The following is a 20284-nucleotide window of genomic DNA, read 5'->3' on the forward strand; positions in this document are numbered from 1 at the left end:
GGAGCATCCGCCGGAACGGATGTGCAGAATGTCATGCAAAAGGGCAGGGCCATGAAGACGGTCGGATCAGGCAAAAAGGCGAATTTCGGGATCATGCGCGCGCTTGGCGCAATGTCGGGCACCTCGCTTGACGGGGTCGATGCGGCGGTGGTCGAGACCGATGGTCTGCGCATTGTGGGGTTCGGGGCACAGGACTACCGCGCCTACAGTCAGGAAGAACGGGACGTGCTGACCGCGGCCTTGGGGACGTGGGGCGGCGGAGCGGCAGACAAGGCGGCTCGGATTGTCGAAGCGGCGCATATCGAGGTATTGAGAGGGTTCGAAGATGTGGACCTGATCGGGTTTCACGGTCAGACCCTTGCGCATGAGCCGCGCGGGCGCGGGACCTGCCAGGTGGGCGATGGTCAGGCGCTGGCCGAGGCGCTGGGGCGTCCGGTGGTCTGGGATTTCCGCTCGTCCGATGTGCAGCTGGGAGGCGAAGGCGCGCCGCTGGCGCCGTTTTTCCATTTCGCCTGTGCCAAGTGGATCGGGGGCGAGCGACCCTTGTGTTTCCTGAACCTCGGCGGGGTTGGCAATATCACCTGGGTTGATCCGCGCAAGGCGGCGCCGGAAGACGAGGGCGCGCTTTTGGCGTTTGACACGGGGCCTGCCAATGCGCCGGTCAACGACCTGATGCGCGAGCGGCTGGGTCTGGACTGTGACCGCGACGGGGCGGTGGCGATGGAGGGCGAGGTGGAGACCGGGGCGCTCGAGTTGTTCCTTGCCGAGCCGTATTTCACGCGGATGCCGCCCAAGTCGCTTGACCGCAATGACTTTGCCGAGATGGTCGGCCTGGTGCGCGAATTGTCGGATGCGGATGCGGCGGCCACCCTGACGGCGATGTGTGCCGCCGGCGTTGCGGCGGGCATGGCGCATTGTCCGAAGCCGCCGGAAAAGGTGCTTGTGACCGGGGGCGGGCGCAAGAACCCGGTGCTAATGGAAATGCTGCGGGTGTCGCTTGACTGTCCGGTGGTGCCGGTCGAGGAGGTCGGGCTGGATGGCGATATGCTGGAGGCGCAGGCCTTTGCCTATCTCGCTGTGCGGGTGGCGCGGGGGCTGCCGACCTCCTGTCCGGCGACCACGGGGGTGAGCGCGCTTGTCGGTGGCGGCGTGGTGAGCGATCCGGAGTAAAGGAAGGTCAATAAGGGGCGCTGCCCCTCTTGCCCCGTGCGGGGCAATTCACCCCGGGGTATTTGGGCCAAGAAGAAATTCAGGGAATATCGAACCCCGGTGCGGCCAAGGTGAAGCCTTCGAACTGGAAGGCGGGGGATACGGTGCATCCCACCAATGTCCAGTCGCCTGTGGTTTCGGCCGATTGCCAGTGGTTTTCGGGCACGATGACCTGTGGGAGCTGACCTGCGGCGAGGTCGGGGCCTAAGCGGTGCACCTGTTTTGGGCCTGCCTCGGTGGTGGCGAGGTCCAGGTTCAGCGGTGCGCCGGCGTAGTGGTGCCAGATCTCGGTGGCATCGACGCGGTGCCAATGGCTGCGTTCGCCGGATTTGAGCAGGAAATAGATCGCCGTGCCAGCGGGGCGCTGGCCGTCTTTGGCCTCGGCAATCCATGTCTGGCGATAGTGGCCGCCTTCGGGGTGCGGGGCGAGGTTCAGGCGGGCAATGATCTCATCAGCAGTCATGCCGCGACATTTGCCGAAGGGGACGGGGCTTGCAAGTGCGAAAGCGCCTCGTGCGCCAGAGTGGCCGCGACCTCCGGCACTTCGAGCGGGAAGAGGTGGCCGCGGTCGGGCAGGTGGGTGAGGGGGATGTCGGGCCGCGCCTTTGCCAATGCGGCAAGGCTTTCTGGGGGCACGAAGAGCGAGGGTTTGGCCGCGAGGATGCGGGTTGGCACGGTGAGAGCCTTTAGGGTTGGCAGCGTGTGCGGTGGCGTGACGAAGTTGTGGCCTTCCCAGCGCGGCGAAAACCGCAGGGTGATGCCGCGGGTGTCTTCCTCGGTGATGTTGTCGACGAGGGTGGCGAGGGCGTCGTCGTCAAACCGCTTGTAGGCGGGGATGGCGCGCAGTTCGGCAAAGGCGGCGGTGCGGTCGGGCCAGTGGGCGCGGCGGTGGAAAGTGGCAGGCGCCGGGCCGAGGCGGCTGCGCAGGCCGTAGGGCAGGAGGCGCATCATGGTGGCGATGCGGCGGGTGGCGCCCGAGGGTTCGATCAGGACGAGGCCGCGAAACAGGTCGGGGCGTTTGACGGCGGCCATGGCGGTGGCGGCAGAGCCCATGGAATGCGCGACGGCAAGGATCGGGCCCATGGCATTGGCATCAAGCCAGGCGATCAGGTCATCGGCGTATTGATCCCAGCCACGGTGGCGCAGCGGGTGTGGTTTGGAGGGCCAGAAGGGCCGCATCTCGAGCGCGTGGACATCATACTGCGTGGCGAGGCTTTGCAAAAAGGGCTGGTAGCAGGCCGGGCCAAAGCCGTTGGCGTGGTAGAAATGCAGGGCAGGCCCGTCGCCCGGAAAATGCAGGGCGCTGGCGGTGTGGCTGCCGATGGGGGTGTGGGAAATCGAATAGGTCATCCGCGCGAAATTAGGCCGGGACGCGCGGGGGGCAAACCCTGACGTTGCGTGAGGGGCGTCAGAGGGGGCGCACATCCCTGAAGGTGGCGGCTTCGCCCAGTTTGGTGCCCGTGGCGTCGGTCAGGGGCCAGATGATGGCGTTGCGAATTTCGAACCGCCTGCCGGTGGCGGAGACGCGGATGCCGGCGTAGTTCTCGATAAAGCCTTTCTGACGCATCTCGGCGAACATGGCGTCGCGCTGGCCGCGCTCAGCCGGTTCGGCAGTGCGGCGCGAGGGCATGGAGGTGAGCGTCTGCCAGTCCATCTCCCACAGGTGCTGGGCCGCGAGGTTGCCATAGGTCAGGACCGGATCGGTTGCTGTGTTGTGCGACAGGATCGGGAAGGGCGCGTGGTAGAGGGCTTTGGCGGTGTCGGGGTCATGCAGAGGCCGGCCCAGAAGGCGCGCGAAGGTGGTGGCCAGGAGGGTGGCGTGGGCAGGTTGGTAGGCGTTCTGGTGGGAGGGGGCGTGCATGGTTTGCAGGTTCGAGGCTATGGCAGTCAGGTTTTCCATCCCAACTCCTGAAGCAGGACCGGGGGTATATCAGCGGTCAAAGAGATCTCCGCCACCCGATCCGCGCGTTCCATTTGGCGGTTTCGCTTGAATTGTTCAGGCGATTTGGTTGCGACGCAAACATAGAGCCAGTCGCCGCGTTTGCTTGGGCTCCGCGTCGCGTTGCCCGAATTGATCGGGGAAAGATAGAGGTTGTCTTTGAATTGGCGGTGGAGTTTTCGGCTGTCGAGGAGGAATTCGTGAAGTCCTCCGGTTTCGTCTGACAGGCGTTTGTTGAATGCCGCCCCGCGACGTTGCGGCCAAAAGAACACTCTCTGATCCAGTTGTTTTGACCAGCTTTCCATTGAATGCCCTTCAAGGAATTCTAGCTTATTCTGACCAGCACGGAGAGGCTTTTGGTCGTTTAAAATGACGGGGAAACCGTCAAGAGTTCCTTGCAGTCGTTCCTTTCTAAGAACGAGATAATTGGAAGGAATTCCCGCTTTTTGCGCAAGGGTTTCGGCACACATCAAACCATGTTTGTTGATGCAGTCCAGATTTGAGCTTGCGGTCTTGTGGACGACATAGTCGCCCACAAGTTTTGCAAACTCATCCGCGGTCATGCCTTGAGGATCGAGCGGCCTGCGTATTCGGCGGTTTCGCCGAGCAGTTCTTCGATGCGGATCAGCTGGTTGTATTTCGCGAGCCGGTCCGAACGCGCCAGCGAGCCGGTTTTGATCTGGCCGCAGTTGGTGGCAACCGCGAGGTCGGCGATGGTGGCGTCTTCGGTTTCACCCGAGCGGTGCGACATCACGTTGGTGTAGCGGGCGCGGTGTGCCATGTCGACGGCCTTGAGGGTCTCGGTCAGCGAGCCGATCTGGTTCACCTTGACCAGCATCGAGTTGGCGACGCCCTGGGCGATGCCGTCGGCGAGGCGGGCGGGATTGGTCACGAAGAGATCGTCACCGACCAGCTGGACCTTGTCGCCGATCATGTCGGTCAGGATTTTCCAGCCTTCCCAGTCGTCTTCGTCCATGCCGTCTTCGATCGAGATGATCGGGTAGTCGTTGCAGAGATCGGCGAGGTACTGGGCGTTTTCGGCCGAGGTCAGCGATTTGCCTTCGCCTTTCAGCTCGTATTTGCCGTCCTTGTAGTATTCCGAGGAGGCGCAATCGAGGGCGAGGTAGATGTCTTCACCCAGCTTGTAGCCGGCTTTTTCGACCGAGGTCTTGATGAAGTCGAGGGCGTCGCGGGTCGAGGCGATGTTGGGGGCAAAGCCGCCTTCGTCGCCGATGCCGGTCGACAGGCCTGCGGCGGAGAGTTCTTTTTTCAGGGTGTGGAAGACTTCGGCACCCATGCGCACGGCTTCTTTGATGTTGGCCGCCGACACAGGCATGATCATGAATTCCTGGATGTCGATCGGGTTGTCGGCGTGTTCGCCGCCGTTGATGATGTTCATCATCGGCACCGGCAGGATGCGCGCCGAGGTGCCGCCAACGTAGCGGAACAGGGGCTGGGCGGTGAAATCGGCAGCGGCCTTGGCGACGGCCAGCGAGACGCCGAGGATGGCGTTTGCGCCGAGGCGGCCCTTGTTCGGGGTGCCGTCGAGTTCGATCATGGCTTCGTCGATGGCAACCTGTTCGGTCACGTCAAAGCCGACCAGCGCCTCGGCGATTTCGCCGTTGACGGCGGCCACCGCCTCGAGAACGCCTTTGCCGAGATAGCGGTCCTTGTCGCCATCGCGCTTTTCCACGGCTTCGTGGGCCCCGGTCGAGGCGCCCGAAGGCACGGCGGCGCGGCCCATGGTGCCGTCTTCGAGGATCACGTCGACTTCGACGGTGGGGTTGCCACGGCTGTCGAGGATTTCGCGGGCGTGGATGTCGATAATGGTGCTCATCGGGACTCTACTTCCTTGGGAATATGGTCGTTTGCGCGTTTCATAGCAGGGGCGTGGCGAATGTAAACGGCCTGAGCGCAGGGATGCGGCAGGTTAGCGCGAACAGCGACATGTTGGCCCCGGAATGAGGCGAAGGGGCGCTGCCCCTCTGGGTCCGGCAGGGCCGGCCCCATTCACCCCGAAGTATTTAGAGGTGCATTGAAGCGGATCAGTCCTGCGGGAACTCGGCCTGTGGTTCGGCCACCGGGCGCGAGAGGCGGCGTTCGCGCAGGAAGGTGTAGAGGCCGGTGGCGATGATCAGGCCGGAGCCGAGCAGGGTGGGCAGGTCGGGGCGTTCGGAGAAGACGAAGACGCCGACCAGCATGGAGAAGACCAGCCGGGTGTAGCGGAAGGGCGCGACAACCGAGGCTTCGCCCACGCGCATGGCGATGACGATGCCGAGATAGCCGAGGGCGCCGAAGACGATGGCGCCTGCGAACATGCCGGATTGTGCGCTGTCGATGGCGGCAAGGGGCGTGCCGGTGAAGGCCAGCATCAGCCCGCCCGCGATGATCAGCGAGGCAAAGCCCTGGAAGGAGACCACGTAGGAGGAGACGGCGGCGTCAATACGGCGGGTGATGAGATCGCGGGCCACCACGGCAACCACGGCGACGAGGACAAGGAGGGTTGCGGGCTGGAAGCCTTCGAAGCCGGGGCGGATGATCATCAGGACGCCGATAAAGCCGATGCCGATCGCGCTCCAGCGCCGCCAGCCGACCTGTTCGCCGAGGAAGAGGGCCGCGCCCATGGTGAGGACCAGCGGCAGGGCCTGAAACACGGCGGCGACGGTGGAGATGTCGACCAGCGCGAGGGCGGAGGCAAAGAACATCGCGGCAAAGCCTTCGCTGGCGGCACGCCACAGGAGGGGGGCACGCCAGGCGGTGCGGGCAAAGAGGTTCTGGCCCTTGAGAGTGGCGGTGATGGCGAAGATCAGCGATGAGCCGATGCCGAGGCCGATCAGGATCTGGCCGGTGGCCAGCGACGACGACAGGGCCTTGATGAACATGTCTTCAAGGGTAAAGCCCGCCATGGCGAGGACGATGAGAAGGATGCCCTGGACGTTGTTCATGAAATGGCCTGCAAAAGAGTTCGCGTGTTAACGACCAGAAGCGACAAATCCGGGCATGGCGCAAGCGTATTTGCGACATTGCGCCATGGGATTTTGTGAGGCCACGTATCACGGGGCGTGATGGCAGGGCGCAGTACATGCGCCGTGCTTATGGTCTCAGAGCGGGCGGATCTTGAGGCTTGTGATGCGGTTGGCCTCGCGGTCCATGACCTCGAAGCGGAAACCGTGGAACGAGAAGACCTGTCCGACGGTGGGGATCATCTGGGCTTCGTGGATCACCAGACCGGCAATCGTGTTGGCCTCGTCATCCGGCAGCGCCCAGTCGGTTGCGCGGTTCAGGTCGCGGATCGTCATCGCGCCGTCGATCAGGAACTGGCCGTCATCCGAGCGGGCGATTTCCGGCTCGTCGTCGATGTCGAATTCGTCGGTGATCTCGCCGACGATTTCTTCAAGGATGTCCTCGAGCGTGATAAGGCCCTGAAGCGAGCCGTATTCGTCGACCACCAGCGCAAAGTGCGAATGGCGGCGCAGGAATTCACGCATCTGGTCGTCGAGCGAGGTGGTCTCGGGGACGAAGTAGGGCTCTTTAGCGACCTCTGCGATGGCGAAGTCGGTGAGGCTTTCGAAGGCGCCCTCGGCGTTGGAAATCCGCTGGTAGAGCGCGCGGAACAGGTCTTTGGCGTGGACCACGCCGATGATGTTCTCGGGGTCGTCCTTGAACACCGGCAGGCGGGTGTGGTTGCTTTCAAGACATTGGTTCAGGATCGCGGTGGCATCGTTGTCGGCGTCGATCATCTCGATGCCCGAACGGTGCAGCATGATTTCCTCGACGGCGCGGTCGGCAAGGTCCAGCGCGCCGAGGATGCGGTCGCGGTCTTCTTTCTCGACGATGCCTTCGGAGTGGCCGAGCTGGATCGCGCCGGCGATTTCCTCGCGCACGGCGAGGATGTGGCTGTCGGGGTCGATCTTGACGCCCACCACGCGCAGGACGCCGCGCACAAGAAGGCGCACGGCGCTGACGATGGGGGCAAAGAGGGTGACCAGCACGCCGATGGGGGCGGCGACGCGGGCGGCCGCGCCTTCGGGGTTCGAGATCGCGTAGGTCTTGGGCAGAACCTCGGCGAAGATCAGGACCAGGAGGGTCATGACGAGGGTGGCCAGCGCCACGCCGGATTCGCCAAAGGCGCGGGTGAAGATCGCGGTGGCGAGCGAGGCCGCGAGGATGTTGACGAGGTTGTTGCCCAGCAGCACCGAGCCGATCAGACGTTCATTGTCTTCGGTGATGCGCAGGGCGCGGGCGGCGCCGCGGTTTCCCTTGTCGGCCTGCGTGCGCAGCTTGCCGCGCGACGCGGCGGTCAGCGCGGTTTCCGAGCCGGAGAAGAACCCGGACAGCACCAGCAGCCCCAGAATGGCGCCTGCGGTGATCCAGAACCCTGCATCCAATGACGATGTCGTGACTTCCATTTTCGGTGTCTATCCTCTTAGGTCACTTGGGTTATGGGGCGCGCGGGGCGCGCAATCAAGGGATCAGCGGATGAGAATTGTCGATCTGGGCGTGCTTGAGGGGCCTGTGCTGGTATTTGGCGGGCCATATTCCAATTTGCAGGCCACCGAGGCGCTTTTGTCCGAAGGGGCGCGTCGCGGCATTGCGCCCGCGCGAATGATCTGCACGGGGGATGTGGTGGCCTATTGCGCGGCACCTGCGGAAACGGTGGCGCGGGTGCGCGGGAGCGGGTGTGTCGTGGTGGCGGGGAACTGCGAAAAGCAGCTTGCGGCCAATGCCATGGACTGTGGCTGTGGATTTGAAGAGGGCACCGCCTGTGACCTGTTGTCGGCAGGGTGGTACGCCCATGCGGATCGCGAGATCGGGGCGGATGATCGTGCGTGGATGGCGGGGCTGCCGGATCTGGCGGTGTTTACGCATGAAGGCAAACGCTGGGCCGTGCTGCATGGCGGGGTGAGCGACATCAGCCGGTTTCTCTGGAGTGCCTCGCAGGATGCTGATTTTTTGGAAGAAATCGAAGTGGTGCGTCGTGCTGTGGGTGGTTTGGATGGTGTTCTTGCCGGGCATTGTGGCATTCCGTTTCAGCGGGACGTGGCCGGTGTGAACTGGGTGAATGCCGGGGTGATCGGAATGCCGCCGCATGATGGCGGGACGGCGACGCGATATGCGGTGCTGGAGGGCGGCACGGTTGAATTCTGTACGCTGGCCTATGATGCAACGGCGGCGCGGGAGGCGATGGAAGCGGTGGGCCTGCGGCAGGGGTATCACGTGGCGCTGACCTCGGGGATCTGGCCGTCTGAGGATGTTCTTCCGCCTGCGCTGCGGCGGGCCGATCAGGTTTTGCCCGCCAGCGGGTGATGGGTCATCACCAGCTCGCGCAGGCGTTCATCAAGAACGTGGGTGTAGATTTCCGTGGTGGAAATGTCGGCGTGGCCAAGCAGGGTCTGGATCACCCGCAGGTCGGCACCGTTGGCCAGCAGGTGGGTGGCAAAGGCGTGGCGTAGGGTGTGCGGTGTGACCTTTTCAGGTGACACACCACCATTGACTGCCAACTCCTTGATAAGCATGTAGAAACGGTGCCGTGTGAGGTGGCCGGATTTGCCCCGCGATGGGAAAAGGAAGCGGGATTTCGGGTGGCCTTTTTCGCGGGCGGCTTCCTCGGCCTCGTCGCGGGATTTGAGCCAGTCGGCAAGGGCCGCGCGGGCCGGTGGCGACAGGGGCACCATGCGTTCCTTGCTGCCCTTGCCCATGATCAACAGCATGTTGGGATCACCGCGGGCGGCAGAGACTGGAAGGGAGACCAGCTCCGTGACCCGCATTCCGGTGGCGTAGAGCAGTTCCAGAAGACAGGTGTTGCGCAGGCGGTCTGACGGGGTGCGGCCAGAGGCGCGGGCGGCTTCAAGCAGGCGGTCGACCTCGGCTTCGTCGAGTGTTTTTGGCAGGCGTTTGTCGCGGCCCGGACCCTTGATCTGGATCGCCGGATTGCTGTCGCGCCAGCCTTCTTCAAAGGCGAAACGGTAAAGCTGTTTGATCGCGGAGAGGCGGCGGGCGCGGGTGGACTTGGCCAGGCCCTGGGCCTCGCAATGGATCAGGTAGGTTTCGATATCGGAGCGGGTTGCTTCCGCGACGGAGACCTTGGTGTCATTGGCCCATGCGGCAAAGTTCTCAAGGTCGCGGCGGTAGCTGATCAGGGTGTTTTCCGAGGCGCCGAGCTCGGCGGATTGTGCTTCAAGAAAAAGCTCCAGCCAATTGTAAACGCTCATGTTTTACCCCCTGAAGTCCAGTAGGGCAGCCTGCAGGGAGGCGCGGCGGGCGGTGTCTTCGAGACCAACCGCGCGGAAGATCGCCAGCGCATTGGTCAGGGCGGCAAGATCGCCGGAGGCGCCGGCCTCCATCTGGTCCATGGCGCGCAGGATGACCTCGCCCAGTTGGCCGCGCACAAGCATGGTCGAGATGTCCTGCGGCACGCCCGCGTCGTGGAAGGCATCGGCGATGGCGCGGTGCAGCGGGTTGGTCGGGGTGCGGGGCGGCGAGCCCATGGCGAGACCGGCAAGGAAATCGCGCGGGCCTGACTTGGCCGCCAGTTCATAGGCGGGCGACAGGAGGGCGACATCGCGGGCAAGGCGGGCGCTCACACCGGTGAGTTTCAGGCGTAGGAGGCGTTCGCCGTAGAGGCGGGCGAAGGGCACCTCGAGATGCACCGACTGCATGGCGGACCAAGCGGAGGGGAGGGTATCGGCCACGGCGTTGGCGTCCTGTGCCTCGATGGCGCGGTCGAAGGCCTGCACGGCGGCGACACGATCCCAGATCATGCCGGAGGCCGAGGGTTTGCCTTCGGAGTAGATGCCGAGCAACCGGTTGGCCGGCAAAGCGCCGGTGCGTGCCAGGCGTTCTGCCGCATCGAGACGGGCCTTCCAGCCGGCGGTTTCACGCAGGTCCGCATGGGCAAAGGGGCGCGGCAGGCCGGTGGTGGGGCGAGCTTCGCCGATGGCTTCGTAGAGGCGGAAGGTCAGCGGCGTGATCGTGCCGGTGGCCACGTCGAGCGGGTCGCCTTCAAAGAGATCGGGATCGAGGAAACGGGCCAGAAGCGCGTCTTCCTCGGCGGTGAGAAGGCCCAGCGCATTGGCGGTGCCAAGGGTCAGGACAGCGGCTGACCATTCGCCAGCGCGGGCGGTACAGAATACGCGGGTGGCATAGTTCGGCGCGAGGTGTGGGGATTTGGCAAGGCGGGCGCAGGCGCGGTCTTCGCGCCCCAAGAGGAGCGTGATGTCGAGCCAGCGTTCGAACAGGGCGGGGGTGTCGGGGCCTGCGCGGTCGATCAGCGCCTCGGCCTGATCCAATGCACCCATTTCCATCAGCTTGTCGATGCGGGTGAGCAGCATGGCGTCGGGACCGGCGGGATCGGTGGTCGGGTTGGCCTCGGCCAGAAGCAGGGTATAGAGTAGCGCCTGTGTTGCGGGCACGAGTTCGGGGCGCGCCCCGGCGATCAGGGCGCCAAGGCGGTCGGACTGGCTGTTCTGCCAGAGGGTCTGGGGCAGGCCGGTCATATGCGGCGGCAAGAGGCCCACCGCGTTGCGGCCGGGATCGTCCAGCGTGTCGACAGAGATGGTGGGCGTCTCGACACCGGCAGAGACAGGCGGCTCTTCGAGCTGAAGCGTGACGGTGGGAGTCTGGTTCAGCCAGTCGATGGCCGAGAGCGGTGCGGGCTCTTGCGCCCAAAGCGATGTCGGCACGGCCAGCAGCAGCGCCGCGAGGGGCGCCCTAGTTGCCATTTGTCGGTGTCAGGGTCACGGGAACCCGGATTTCCTGTTGAGGTGCGCTGAAGTCAGCCCCGAGGATCGGCCCAACATAGGCGTAGCCGACAAGGCCGATCGCAGCCAATGCGACCAGCAGGAAAAGGAAGAGGATCAGCTTGCCCATTGTAACCCCGTATGACTCTGCCTGTTTTTTTGGAACTTATAACTGGCCTTTTCGGCAATATCACGTCATTCAGTGCCGAAAGATGAAATTTGGGCGAAGCTTGGCCTATCTGGGGCGTGACTGATGCGTTTGAAGCTTAAAAAGACAGTGGTTCTCGTGGGCATGATGGGGGCCGGGAAAACGGCTGTGGGACGGGCTTTAGCGGCGCGTCTCGAAGTGCCTTTCCTGGATTCGGATGCGGAAATCGAAAAGGCGGCCAACATGAGCATCGCCGAGATTTTTGCCCGCGACGGCGAGCCGTTCTTCCGCCGCAAGGAAGCGCAGGTGATCGAACGCCTGCTGGACGAAGAGCGCGGCATCCTGTCGACGGGGGGCGGGGCCTATCTTGCCGATGGCAACCGCACGGTGATTGGTGAAAAGGGCGTTGCGGTCTGGCTGGACGCGGATCTTGAGCTGCTGTGGAACCGGGTCAAGCACAAGGACACGCGGCCCCTGCTGCGCACCGCCGATCCCAAGGCGACGCTGACCGAGATTTTCGAGGCACGAGTGCCTGTTTATTCGCTGGCGGAACTGTCGGTGAAGGCGGACCCGTCCTATTCGATTGAAGAGATGGCCGAGCGGGTGGTGGATGCGCTGCTGACGCGGCCCGACGTACTGGAGACACTGGCATGATGGAAACCGTTCACGTGGGGCTGGGCGATCGCGCCTATGACATTCATATCGGCCCCGGCCTTCTGGCCCGTGCGGGAGAGCTGATCAAGCCGATGCTGAAACGCCCGCAGGTGCGGGTCGTGACTGACGAGAACGTGGCCGCGATTCACCTTGATGGCCTGCGTGCCGGACTGGCCGCGGCGGGGATCGAGATGGAGGCGCTGGTGCTGCCCGCGGGGGAAAGCACCAAGAGCTGGCCGCATTTCGAACGCACGGTGGAATGGCTTCTGGAAGAGAAGGTCGAGCGGCGTGATCTTGTCGTGGCCTTTGGCGGTGGCGTGATCGGCGACCTGACGGGCTTTGCCGCGGCGGTGCTGCGTCGGGGTGTTGGGTTCGTGCAAATCCCGACCTCGCTTCTGGCGCAGGTCGACAGTTCGGTGGGCGGCAAGACGGGCATCAACTCGGCGCAGGGCAAGAACCTGATCGGGGCGTTCCATCAGCCTTCGCTTGTTCTGGCGGATACCGAGGTTCTGGGCACGCTGACGGCGCGGGATTTCCTTGCCGGGTATGGCGAGGTGGTGAAATACGGCCTGTTGGGTGATGCGGCGTTTTTCGAGTGGCTTGAGGCGCAGGGGCCTGCGCTTGCCTCGGGCGATATGACGGCACGGATCGCGGCGGTGAAACGCTCCTGCGAGATGAAGGCCGAGATCGTGGCCCGAGACGAGACCGAGCAGGGGGACCGCGCGCTTCTGAACCTTGGCCATACCTTCTGTCACGCGCTGGAAGCGGCCACCGGTTACGGGGATCGCCTGTTGCACGGCGAGGGGGTGGCGATTGGCTGTGCGCTGGCCTTTGAACTGAGCCACCGTCTTGGCCTGTGTTCGCAGGAAGAGCCGAGCCGCGTGCGCGCCCACCTTGCCGAGATGGGCATGAAGGTGGACCTTAGGGACATTGACGGTGATCTGCCGGATGCCGATGGCCTGCTGGACCTGATGGGGCAGGACAAGAAGGTTGTGGACGGGCAGTTGCGATTTATCCTCGCCAAGGGGATCGGCAAGGCTTTCGTGACATCGGACGTGCCGCGTGATGTGGTGAAGGGTCTGCTTGAGGACGAATTGAAACGGCGGTGAGCGCATGGCCTACAGGGCTGAGTTTGTAGACGATATGGCCGGAGGGCGCCCTGTGATGGGGCTGCTGGTCTTGTCTTCGGATGAGGTTCTGGAACAGGACATGCGGGTGTTGTTGCCTGCCTCGGCGGTGGTGATGCACACATCGCGTGTCGAGAATTCGGACGAAATCACCGGCGATACGCTGGCGGCGATGGCAGAGACGCTGACGCCTGCGGCGCGGGCCTTGCCGCCTTCGGCGACGTTTGACGTGATCGGCTATGGCTGTACCTCGGGAACGGCGGTGATCGGGTCTGACCGCGTGGCGGAACTGGTGCGTGCGGGTGCCAGGGTGGCGCAGGTGACCTCGCCCCTGGATGCGTTGCAGCGGGCCTGTGCCGCGCTTGGCGTTTCGCGGCTGGCGCTGTTGTCGCCCTATGTCGAAGAGGTTTCGGACCGGCTTCGGCAGGCCATGGCGGCGCGGGGGCTTGAGACACCGGTGTTCGGATCGTTCAACGAGGGCCGCGAAGAGGCGGTCGCGCGGATTTCCCCGGCTTCGATCATCGAGGCGGCTGTCGATCTGGGGCAGAGAGAGGTTGAGGCGGTGTTCATGTCCTGCACCAACCTGCCATCGCTTTCTGTGATCGAAGAGATCGAGGCGTTTATCGGAAAACCGGTGCTGTCGTCGAACCAGGTGCTGGCCTGGGATATGGCGCAGAGGGCGGGGATCACGGCCATGCCGGTGCCGGTGGGGCGGTTGCACCGCGCTTAGCGCAACTCGCTTTATTGTCCACTGGCGTTACCGCGTCAAAACGCCCTATCAAATCCGCGTAACATTTAGGCAAGTGTCGCCTTCAATACTGTTTTGAAGGAAGTGAACCCATGTCGTCCTATCTCAAGTCGCACCCGACCCGTGATGGTTTCTTTGGTGAGTATGGCGGGGCCGAGTTGCCGCCGGTTCTGGAGCCGCATTTCAAGGCGATCGGGGAGGCCTATGACAAGATTTCCAAGTCGGCCGAGTTCATTCGTGACCTGCGCTATGTGCGCAAGCATTTCCAGGGGCGTCCGACGCCGGTCTCGCACCTGAAGAACCTGAGCGACATGTGCGGCGGGGCGCAAATCTATGCCAAGCGCGAAGACCTGAACCATACCGGTGCGCACAAGCTGAACCACTGTATGGCCGAGGCGCTTTTGGCCAAGCACATGGGCAAGACCAAACTGATGGCGGAAACTGGCGCGGGCCAGCATGGTGTGGCGCTGGCCACGGCGGCGGCTTATTTCGGCATGGAGTGCGAAATCCACATGGGCGAGATCGACATCGCCAAGGAAGCGCCGAACGTCACGCGCATGAAGCTTTTGGGGGCCGAGGTTGTGCCCGTGGGCTTTGGCGGGCGGTCGCTGAAAGAGGCGGTGGATTCGGCGTTCCAATCCTATGTGCCGCAGGCCGATACCGCGCTGTTTGCGATTGGTTCGGTTGTGGGGCCGCACCCGTTCCCGATGATGGTGCGCGACTTCCAGCACGTGGTGGGCATCGAGGCGCGCGAGCAGTTCATGGAAATGACCGGCCAGCTGCCCGATATGGTTGCGGCCTGCGTAGGCGGTGGTTCGAACGCGATGGGCCTGTTTGCAGGCTTCATCGACGACGCGGACGTGGCGCTGTACGGGGTCGAGCCGATGGGCACCTCGTCCAAGCTTGGCGATCACGCGGCGACCATCACCTATGGCGAGGATGGCGACATTCACGGCTTCCGCACCATGGTTCTGAAGGATGAAAACGGCGAGCCTGCACCGGTGCATACCGTGGCTTCGGGTCTGGATTATCCGGGTGTCGGCCCAGAGCACGCCTATCTTTATCGTTCGGGCCGCGCCAACTATACGGCCGCGAACGACAAGGAGGCGCTGGATGCCTTCTATAAGCTCTCCAAGCACGAAGGCATCATCCCCGCGCTTGAAAGCGCCCATGCAGTGGCCTTTGCCATGCGCGAGGCAGCGAACAACCCAGGCAAGTCGATCCTAATCAACCTGTCGGGACGGGGCGACAAGGACATCGATTATGTCACCGAGACCTATGGGTTTGGCGTCGAATAAGACGGTGTGACATCCAATTGAAAACGCCCCCGCAATGGTCGGGGGCGTTTTTGTTTTCGGGATCAGATCAGGGAGAGTTCGCCGTTGCCGGCTGGAACCAGAGGGTGGTTTCGTCCGTCATTGCGCGTACCGCAAGATCGCCCGACGCTGTCGTATTCCGAGACCTGCTTGGCCGCCTACCGCCCTTTCAGCACCATCAGTTCGCCGACGTTGTCCTTGGTGACATAGCCGACCATCTGGCCGCTGCTGGCAGAGATCAGGGCGACAGCGGGGGCGCCTTTGTGCAGGGCGTCCAGAACCGCTTCGAGGCCGGCAGTCAGGGGCAGGCGCGGGATGTCGGTGGTCATGATCTCGGCAACCGGCTGCATCTTGTGGTCATCCCCCATCATGGCGTGGAAGATGGCGTTGCGGGTGACAAAACCAAGCAGGGCACCGCTGGTGTCTTCCACCGGGAATTCGTGCTGCGTGGTGCGGATCAGGGCGGCGGCTGCGGCGCTGGCGGTATCGGTGGGGGAAAGGGTTTCGTAGGTGGTGATCATCGCGTCGCGGGCGGTCAGGCGGCGGGTGACGGCGCGGATGGCGACGTCCTGGTTCTCGGCATTGGCGGCGATGAAGACGAAGAAGGCCACGAGGATCAGGATCGGGTTGCCGGTGTTGAGGCCGAGAAAGGCCAGCAGAAGCGCCACAAGTTGCCCGGCGGCGGCAGCGATGCGGGTGGCCTGAACGCGGGACATGTAGAGGCTGAGGGCGGCGCGGAAGACGCGTCCGCCATCCATTGGGAAGGCCGGGATCATGTTGAAGACGGCAAGAAACAGGTTGATCATGGCCAGTTGGGCGAAAAAGCCGATCTCGGGGTCTTCGAGATTGGGCATGGTCGAGAAATCGGGCCGCGCCCCGAAGAGCACGGCAAGTACGAACCAGATCACCACGTTCACGGCGGGGCCGGCGATGGCCATCAGGATTTCCTCGCGCGGTTTTTCGGGCATCTTTTCAAGGCGTGCCATGCCGCCGATGGGCAGGAGGGTGATGTCGGGGGTGCGGATGCCAAAGCGGCGCGCCACGAGGGCATGGCCGTATTCGTGGGCGAGGACGCAGGCAAAGAGGGCGATCACCAGTGAGACATTGCGCAGGGCGGCCTCGGGGCCGGACTGGACGTAGGCAGCCCAGCCGATCCAGGCCAGCAGCAGGAAGAACGTCAGGTGGATGCGGACTTCGCTGCCAAGAAGGCGACCGAGGGAAATGGACCAGCTCATGACATCTCCTGCCAAGTGAAAAGGGGACGGCTGACCGTCCCCTTCATTACATCAGATGGCCCCAGCGGCGTCGAGGGCCGCGTCGTCAGCCTGCGGCGCGTTGCACGAGGTTGAGACAGATGCGGGTGGCGGCGGCCATGTCCTGTACGCTGATCCACTCGAGCGGGCCGTGGATTTGTTGCATCCCGGTAAAGAGGTTGGGGCAGGGGACGCCAAGTTCGGTAAGGCGCGAGCCGTCGGTGCCGCCACGGATCGGGATCGAGAGAGGTTCGAAGCCTTCGTCGCGATAGGCATCGCGGGCGAGGTCAACCGGGGTCATGTCCTTTTCTAGCCAGTAGCGCATGTTGCGGTATTGCTTGGTGATGGTGCAGGTGACACTGGCCCCCGGAAAATCGGCCTCGGCCTTGGCGCAGGCCTCTTGCAGGCGGGTGCGGCGGGCCTCAAGCCCGTCCAGTTCGAAATCGCGCAGGATGAACTTGAGCGTGGCATCGGACGAGCCGCCTTCCATGCCGTAGCAGTGGATGAACCCCTCGCGGCCCTCTGTGGTTTCCGGTGTTTCGCCCTCAACGTCGAGATCGGTGACAATGCTCGCGGCGACATGCAGCGCGTTGACCAGCGTGTTCTTGGCCCAGCCGGGGTGTGCGGAGATGCCTTTGACGTCGACCACGGCACCATCTGCCGAGAAACTTTCGAATTCGATGCTGCCGGCGCGGCTGCCGTCGAGGGTGAAGGCAAAATCCACGTTGAAATCGGCGGGCAGGCGGTCGTCGACCCCACGGCCGATTTCTTCGTCGGGGGTAAAGGCAAGACGCACGCGGCCATGTTTCAGGCCGGGGGTGGTGAGCAGGTGTTCGGCCATCGTCATGATGATGGCGACGCCGGATTTGTCGTCGGCCCCCAGCAGGGTGAGGCCAGAGGCGGTGATGATGTCATCACCCGTCTTGGCGGCGAGATAGGGCAGCTTGGCCGGATCAAGCAGGAGGTCGGGATTGTCGGGATAAGTGATCGGGGTGCCGTCCCATGCGGTGTGGACACGCGGTTTGACGCCTGTGGCGTTGAACTGCGGGGCGGTGTCGACGTGGGCGCAGAAGCCGATGGACGGGGCGGCGGCATCGGTGGCGGGGACCGTGGCCAGAACCGCGCCATAGGGTGTGAGTTCGATCTCTGCCGCGCCGATGCGTTCGAGTTCGGCAACCAGATGGCGCTGCATGTCGAGCTGGATCTCGGTGCTGGGCTGGCTGGGAGAGGTTTCATCGCTCTGGCTGTCGATGGCGCAATAGGCCACGAGGCGAGATTCCAGGGCGCGGTCGAAGGCGGGGTAGCTGCTCATGTCGGGTGTCCAATCCTTGGGGTTGGCGGCAGAATGAGCGCGAAGCGGGGCGGAGTTCAAGGGCAAAGAAAGGGGCAAAGAAAAAGGGCCGGCGCGGTGCCGACCCTTTGGGTGTTTTCGTGAAGCGGGGCTGTGCCGCCAGCCGCTTAGAACGGGATTTCGTCGTCGAGGTCCCGCGAGGGGGCGCCGCCGCCCTGACCGCCGCCAAAGCTGCCGCCCTGATCGTTGCCGTAACCGCCGCCGTAGCCGCCCTGATCGCCACCGCCGTAGCCGCCACCGTAGTTGCCGCCGCCACCCTGGCCGCCGCCATAGTCGCCGCCGCCACCGCTGCGGCCGTCAAGCATCACGAGGGTGGCGTCAAAGCCCTGAAGCACAACCTCGGTCGAGTAGCGGTCCTGGCCGGACTGGTCCTGCCATTTGCGGGTTTGCAGTTTGCCTTCGATGTAAACCTTGGAGCCCTTGCGCAGGTATTGTTCGCAGACCCGCACCAGCCCTTCGGAGAACACGGCAACCGAGTGCCATTCGGTGCGTTCGCGGCGCTCGCCGGTGTTGCGGTCTTTCCAGGTCTCGGAGGTGGCGATGCGCAGGTTGCAGACCTTGCCGCCGTTCTGGAACTGGCGCACTTCGGGGTCGCGGCCCAGATTGCCCACGATAATGACTTTGTTGACGGATCCGGCCATGTGTTGTTCCCCTCAGAATCTCTTGTTTTGGTTTGCGCCAGCATAGACCATTCCACGCCCTGCATTGGAAGGCCAATTTCCATTTTTTTCACCGCCTGCGCCGATAGGTTTTCAGCACGAAACCGCCAAGGACGCTGCGGCCTTTTCAGGAATGCTGGAAAATTTCTTAAAATCACGTATATAGGCGCACGAGAAATGGAACGGGGCAGTGCGCAGGCATGAAACGCGTCATTCTTTTGAGTGCTTTGATTGTCGGGCTCGGCGCGGGTGTGCCGGCCTCGGCGGATATTCTGTCGACAAAGAGCAAGAAGAACCTGTTCCGCTCTCAGACCAAGGTTCTGGATAACCGCGCCAAGCAGCAGTACCGCAACTCGGTGCGGCTTCAGCCCAAGCCGATCTATACGCCCAGCAAATGGGGCGATGGCAGTTTCAAGGGCAAGTACAATGGCCCTTATCTTGGCATGGCACGGGAAGCGGCGCTGCGGCACGGTATTCCTGTCGATCTGTTCCTCAAGCTGGTGCAGCAGGAGTCGGGCTGGAACGCCAATGCGAAATCGCACAAGGGTGCACTTGGGCTTGCGCAGCTGATGCCTGAGACGGCGCGGTCTCTGAACGTGGACCCGCTGGACCCCTACCAGAACCTTGATGGCGGGGCGCGCTATCTGGCCAAGCAATACAAGGCGTTTGGTTCGTGGCGGCTGGCGCTGGCGGCCTATAACGCTGGCCCGCAGGCGGTGCGCAAACATGGGGGGGTGCCGCCCTATGAAGAGACCCGCAACTATGTGCGGATCATCTTTGGCAGCTGACGGTTTCGGCTGCTGGCAGTTATTTCCGACAAAAAATATCGGAAATTTGTTCTGGATCAATTGTGGTCCCGTCGAACTCGTGCAAAGACATCTGGCAGTTGGATGAATGGAGCGAAGCCATGTCACGTGTATTCAAAGGTCTGATGATCGGGGCGCTGAGCGCCGGGGCCGGGATGGCAGAGCCGGTCTATGACAGTCTGGAGACGCTGGGTGAGGCGCTGTTCTTTGACGAGAACCTGTCGAAGAACCGCACGCAGGCCTGTGCCACCTGTCATGACCCCGATTACGGATTTGTCGATCCGCGCGAGACCGAGGCTGGCAGGGCGGTGAGCCTTGGCGATGACGGGGTATCTCTTGGGGATCGCACGGCGCCGACCGCGGCCTATGCGGCCTTCACGCCGGAGTTCCACATCAACAAGGATGGCCAGTATGTCGGCGGCATGTTCTGGGACGGGCGCGAGCCCGGGCTTGAGGGGCAGGCTGGCGGGCCGCCGCTGAACCCGATCGAGATGGGGATGCCCGACAAGGCCTCGGTTGTTGCGCGGCTGATGGAGAACGGCGACTATGTCGTGAGCTTCAACGCGCTGTTCGGTGAGGGGGTGCTGGGCGACGTGGAGGCGGCCTATGACGGGATGACCCGCGCGATTGCAGCGTTTGAGCGGACCGATATCTTTGCGCCCTTCGATTCCAAGTATGACCGGTTCCTGCGCGGGGAGGTGGACCTGACACGCGAGGAGCACATGGGCCGCGTGCTGTTCTTCTCGCCGCAATTCACGAACTGCAATTTGTGCCACCAACTGCGCCGCAGTGCGGTGGACCCGCGCGAGACCTTTTCAAACTACGAGTACCACAATATCGGCGTGCCGGTGAACGAACGGGTGCGGGCGGTGAATGGCTCGCCGGAGAAGGCGCTCGACAAGGGGTTGCTGGCCAATCCGGCGGTGGACGAGTCGATCATGGTGGGCAAGTTCAAGGTTCCGACCCTGCGCAACGTGGCCGTGACCGGGCCTTACATGCACAACGGCGTGTTCGAGGACCTGCGCACGGTGGTTCTGTTCTACAACAAATACAACAGCAAGGATCCGCAACGGCAGATCAACCCCGAAACCGGCAAGCCGTTCCGCTGGCCAGAGGTGGCCTATACGCTGTCGACGGCGGAGCTGACCGAGGGGCCGGCGCTGGATGACAGACGCATTGATGCGCTGGTGGCCTTCATGAGAACCCTGACCGACGCGCGATACGAACATCTGCTGGAGGAGTGACGGGCGGCGACAGTGCCGGTGCTTAAAAATATTTCAGATCAATGTCTTGGAAGTGACCTAGCGAAAATCGGAAAATTGGACGGTATCGGGG

General features: G+C 63.4%; 21 protein-coding genes. 8 read left to right on the forward strand and 13 right to left on the reverse strand.

What is annotated here, in order from left to right:
* The first annotated feature begins 51 nt into the window (after window positions 1–51).
* Window positions 52–1170, forward strand: coding sequence for an anhydro-N-acetylmuramic acid kinase (locus tag ABWV42_RS14035; protein ID WP_353340713.1), 1119 nt, complete (start codon window positions 52–54; stop codon window positions 1168–1170).
* Between the two features lie 79 nt (window positions 1171–1249).
* On the opposite strand, the gene ABWV42_RS14040 is transcribed toward ABWV42_RS14035, so the two are convergent.
* The 7 genes from ABWV42_RS14040 to ABWV42_RS14070 form a co-directional block, all read right to left on the reverse strand.
* Complete coding sequence (locus tag ABWV42_RS14040; RefSeq protein WP_353340714.1) at window positions 1250–1672, reverse strand: cupin domain-containing protein; 423 nt, start codon at window positions 1670–1672, stop codon at window positions 1250–1252.
* Window positions 1669–2559 (reverse strand): alpha/beta fold hydrolase, encoded by an 891-nt coding sequence (locus ABWV42_RS14045; RefSeq protein ID WP_353340715.1) that lies wholly within the window; start codon window positions 2557–2559, stop codon window positions 1669–1671. The genes ABWV42_RS14040 and ABWV42_RS14045 overlap by 4 nt, the downstream gene beginning before the upstream one ends.
* A 58-nt stretch (window positions 2560–2617) precedes the next feature.
* Complete coding sequence (locus ABWV42_RS14050) at window positions 2618–3109, reverse strand: MEKHLA domain-containing protein (RefSeq protein WP_353340716.1); 492 nt, start codon at window positions 3107–3109, stop codon at window positions 2618–2620.
* The gene (locus ABWV42_RS14055; RefSeq protein ID WP_353340717.1) at window positions 3097–3711 is read right to left on the reverse strand and encodes a DUF7002 family protein; all 615 of its coding nucleotides are present in this window, start codon (window positions 3709–3711) and stop codon (window positions 3097–3099) included. Before ABWV42_RS14055 ends, ABWV42_RS14050 begins: the two co-directional genes overlap by 13 nt.
* Window positions 3708–4985, reverse strand: coding sequence for a phosphopyruvate hydratase (eno, locus tag ABWV42_RS14060; RefSeq protein ID WP_353340718.1), 1278 nt, complete (start codon window positions 4983–4985; stop codon window positions 3708–3710). Before eno ends, ABWV42_RS14055 begins: the two co-directional genes overlap by 4 nt.
* Window positions 4986–5193: 208 nt before the next feature.
* A complete protein-coding gene (locus ABWV42_RS14065) occupies window positions 5194–6093 on the reverse strand; it encodes a DMT family transporter (RefSeq protein WP_353340719.1) in 900 nt (299 codons plus the stop codon).
* A gap of 156 nt (window positions 6094–6249) precedes the next feature.
* Window positions 6250–7557 carry an HlyC/CorC family transporter gene (locus ABWV42_RS14070; protein WP_255106326.1) on the reverse strand — a complete coding sequence of 436 codons (1308 nt, stop codon included), beginning with the start codon at window positions 7555–7557 and terminating at the stop codon, window positions 6250–6252.
* A gap of 70 nt (window positions 7558–7627) precedes the next feature.
* On the opposite strand from ABWV42_RS14070, the gene ABWV42_RS14075 reads away from it, so the two are divergent.
* Window positions 7628–8455 carry a metallophosphoesterase family protein gene (locus ABWV42_RS14075; protein ID WP_353340720.1) on the forward strand — a complete coding sequence of 276 codons (828 nt, stop codon included), beginning with the start codon at window positions 7628–7630 and terminating at the stop codon, window positions 8453–8455.
* On the opposite strand, the gene ABWV42_RS14080 is transcribed toward ABWV42_RS14075, so the two are convergent.
* Genes ABWV42_RS14080 through ABWV42_RS14090 form a run of 3 tightly spaced genes read right to left on the reverse strand, consistent with a single transcriptional unit; the run spans window position 8431 to window position 11017 of the window.
* Window positions 8431–9360, reverse strand: a complete 930-nt coding sequence (locus ABWV42_RS14080) for a site-specific tyrosine recombinase XerD (RefSeq protein ID WP_255106330.1) — start codon at window positions 9358–9360, stop codon at window positions 8431–8433. The two genes, ABWV42_RS14075 and ABWV42_RS14080, sit on opposite strands and share 25 nt — an antisense overlap.
* Before the next feature lie 3 nt (window positions 9361–9363).
* Entirely contained in the window at window positions 9364–10869 is a 1506-nt protein-coding gene (locus ABWV42_RS14085) for a hypothetical protein (RefSeq protein ID WP_353340721.1), read from the reverse strand.
* Window positions 10859–11017 (reverse strand): hypothetical protein, encoded by a 159-nt coding sequence (locus ABWV42_RS14090; RefSeq protein ID WP_255106334.1) that lies wholly within the window; start codon window positions 11015–11017, stop codon window positions 10859–10861. The genes ABWV42_RS14085 and ABWV42_RS14090 overlap by 11 nt, the downstream gene beginning before the upstream one ends.
* 123 nt (window positions 11018–11140) lie before the next feature.
* Here ABWV42_RS14090 and ABWV42_RS14095 point away from each other — a divergent pair, with 123 nt between their 5' ends.
* The 4 genes from ABWV42_RS14095 to trpB all read left to right on the forward strand — a co-directional run bounded on the left by ABWV42_RS14095 (window position 11141) and on the right by trpB (window position 14862).
* Window positions 11141–11689: a shikimate kinase gene (locus tag ABWV42_RS14095; protein WP_353340722.1), complete on the forward strand. Its 549-nt coding sequence runs from the start codon at window positions 11141–11143 to the stop codon at window positions 11687–11689.
* Window positions 11686–12798 (forward strand): 3-dehydroquinate synthase, encoded by a 1113-nt coding sequence (gene aroB / locus ABWV42_RS14100; RefSeq protein WP_255106338.1) that lies wholly within the window; start codon window positions 11686–11688, stop codon window positions 12796–12798. Before ABWV42_RS14095 ends, aroB begins: the two co-directional genes overlap by 4 nt.
* 4 nt (window positions 12799–12802) lie before the next feature.
* Entirely contained in the window at window positions 12803–13546 is a 744-nt protein-coding gene (locus ABWV42_RS14105) for a maleate cis-trans isomerase family protein (RefSeq protein ID WP_353340723.1), read from the forward strand.
* A gap of 110 nt (window positions 13547–13656) precedes the next feature.
* Entirely contained in the window at window positions 13657–14862 is a 1206-nt protein-coding gene (gene trpB, locus ABWV42_RS14110; RefSeq protein ID WP_255106342.1) for a tryptophan synthase subunit beta, read from the forward strand.
* Window positions 14863–15038: 176 nt separating this feature from the next.
* On the opposite strand, the gene ABWV42_RS14115 is transcribed toward trpB, so the two are convergent.
* The 3 genes from ABWV42_RS14115 to ssb form a co-directional block, all read right to left on the reverse strand.
* The gene (locus ABWV42_RS14115; protein WP_353340724.1) at window positions 15039–16115 is read right to left on the reverse strand and encodes a site-2 protease family protein; all 1077 of its coding nucleotides are present in this window, start codon (window positions 16113–16115) and stop codon (window positions 15039–15041) included.
* Between the two features lie 85 nt (window positions 16116–16200).
* Complete coding sequence (gene pepT, locus ABWV42_RS14120; protein ID WP_353340726.1) at window positions 16201–17445, reverse strand: peptidase T; 1245 nt, start codon at window positions 17443–17445, stop codon at window positions 16201–16203.
* Window positions 17446–17591: 146 nt separating this feature from the next.
* Complete coding sequence (gene ssb, locus ABWV42_RS14125) at window positions 17592–18125, reverse strand: single-stranded DNA-binding protein (protein ID WP_255106346.1); 534 nt, start codon at window positions 18123–18125, stop codon at window positions 17592–17594.
* Window positions 18126–18343: 218 nt separating this feature from the next.
* Here ssb and ABWV42_RS14130 point away from each other — a divergent pair, with 218 nt between their 5' ends.
* Window positions 18344–18931, forward strand: coding sequence for a lytic transglycosylase domain-containing protein (locus ABWV42_RS14130; protein WP_255106347.1), 588 nt, complete (start codon window positions 18344–18346; stop codon window positions 18929–18931).
* A gap of 119 nt (window positions 18932–19050) precedes the next feature.
* Window positions 19051–20193 carry a cytochrome-c peroxidase gene (locus ABWV42_RS14135; protein WP_353340727.1) on the forward strand — a complete coding sequence of 381 codons (1143 nt, stop codon included), beginning with the start codon at window positions 19051–19053 and terminating at the stop codon, window positions 20191–20193.
* The last annotated feature ends 91 nt before the right edge of the window (window positions 20194–20284 follow it).

This window comes from Pelagimonas sp. KU-00592-HH (genome assembly GCF_040369695.1).
In the GTDB taxonomy this organism is placed as follows: Bacteria; Pseudomonadota; Alphaproteobacteria; order Rhodobacterales; family Rhodobacteraceae; genus Shimia.

What these genes read in the sequence shown, in the direction of transcription:
- ABWV42_RS14035 (WP_353340713.1), top strand. Translation starts at nt 52, where the DNA reads ATGAAGACGGTCGGATCAGGCAAAAAGGCGAATTTCGGGATCATGCGC.
- ABWV42_RS14040 (WP_353340714.1), bottom strand. Translation starts at nt 1,672, where the DNA reads ATGACTGCTGATGAGATCATTGCCCGCCTGAACCTCGCCCCGCACCCC.
- ABWV42_RS14045 (WP_353340715.1), bottom strand. Translation starts at nt 2,559, where the DNA reads ATGACCTATTCGATTTCCCACACCCCCATCGGCAGCCACACCGCCAGC.
- ABWV42_RS14050 (WP_353340716.1), bottom strand. Translation starts at nt 3,109, where the DNA reads ATGGAAAACCTGACTGCCATAGCCTCGAACCTGCAAACCATGCACGCC.
- ABWV42_RS14055 (WP_353340717.1), bottom strand. Translation starts at nt 3,711, where the DNA reads ATGACCGCGGATGAGTTTGCAAAACTTGTGGGCGACTATGTCGTCCAC.
- eno (WP_353340718.1), bottom strand. Translation starts at nt 4,985, where the DNA reads ATGAGCACCATTATCGACATCCACGCCCGCGAAATCCTCGACAGCCGT.
- ABWV42_RS14065 (WP_353340719.1), bottom strand. Translation starts at nt 6,093, where the DNA reads ATGAACAACGTCCAGGGCATCCTTCTCATCGTCCTCGCCATGGCGGGC.
- ABWV42_RS14070 (WP_255106326.1), bottom strand. Translation starts at nt 7,557, where the DNA reads ATGGAAGTCACGACATCGTCATTGGATGCAGGGTTCTGGATCACCGCA.
- ABWV42_RS14075 (WP_353340720.1), top strand. Translation starts at nt 7,628, where the DNA reads ATGAGAATTGTCGATCTGGGCGTGCTTGAGGGGCCTGTGCTGGTATTT.
- ABWV42_RS14080 (WP_255106330.1), bottom strand. Translation starts at nt 9,360, where the DNA reads ATGAGCGTTTACAATTGGCTGGAGCTTTTTCTTGAAGCACAATCCGCC.
- ABWV42_RS14085 (WP_353340721.1), bottom strand. Translation starts at nt 10,869, where the DNA reads ATGGCAACTAGGGCGCCCCTCGCGGCGCTGCTGCTGGCCGTGCCGACA.
- ABWV42_RS14090 (WP_255106334.1), bottom strand. Translation starts at nt 11,017, where the DNA reads ATGGGCAAGCTGATCCTCTTCCTTTTCCTGCTGGTCGCATTGGCTGCG.
- ABWV42_RS14095 (WP_353340722.1), top strand. Translation starts at nt 11,141, where the DNA reads ATGCGTTTGAAGCTTAAAAAGACAGTGGTTCTCGTGGGCATGATGGGG.
- aroB (WP_255106338.1), top strand. Translation starts at nt 11,686, where the DNA reads ATGATGGAAACCGTTCACGTGGGGCTGGGCGATCGCGCCTATGACATT.
- ABWV42_RS14105 (WP_353340723.1), top strand. Translation starts at nt 12,803, where the DNA reads ATGGCCTACAGGGCTGAGTTTGTAGACGATATGGCCGGAGGGCGCCCT.
- trpB (WP_255106342.1), top strand. Translation starts at nt 13,657, where the DNA reads ATGTCGTCCTATCTCAAGTCGCACCCGACCCGTGATGGTTTCTTTGGT.
- ABWV42_RS14115 (WP_353340724.1), bottom strand. Translation starts at nt 16,115, where the DNA reads ATGAGCTGGTCCATTTCCCTCGGTCGCCTTCTTGGCAGCGAAGTCCGC.
- pepT (WP_353340726.1), bottom strand. Translation starts at nt 17,445, where the DNA reads ATGAGCAGCTACCCCGCCTTCGACCGCGCCCTGGAATCTCGCCTCGTG.
- ssb (WP_255106346.1), bottom strand. Translation starts at nt 18,125, where the DNA reads ATGGCCGGATCCGTCAACAAAGTCATTATCGTGGGCAATCTGGGCCGC.
- ABWV42_RS14130 (WP_255106347.1), top strand. Translation starts at nt 18,344, where the DNA reads ATGAAACGCGTCATTCTTTTGAGTGCTTTGATTGTCGGGCTCGGCGCG.
- ABWV42_RS14135 (WP_353340727.1), top strand. Translation starts at nt 19,051, where the DNA reads ATGTCACGTGTATTCAAAGGTCTGATGATCGGGGCGCTGAGCGCCGGG.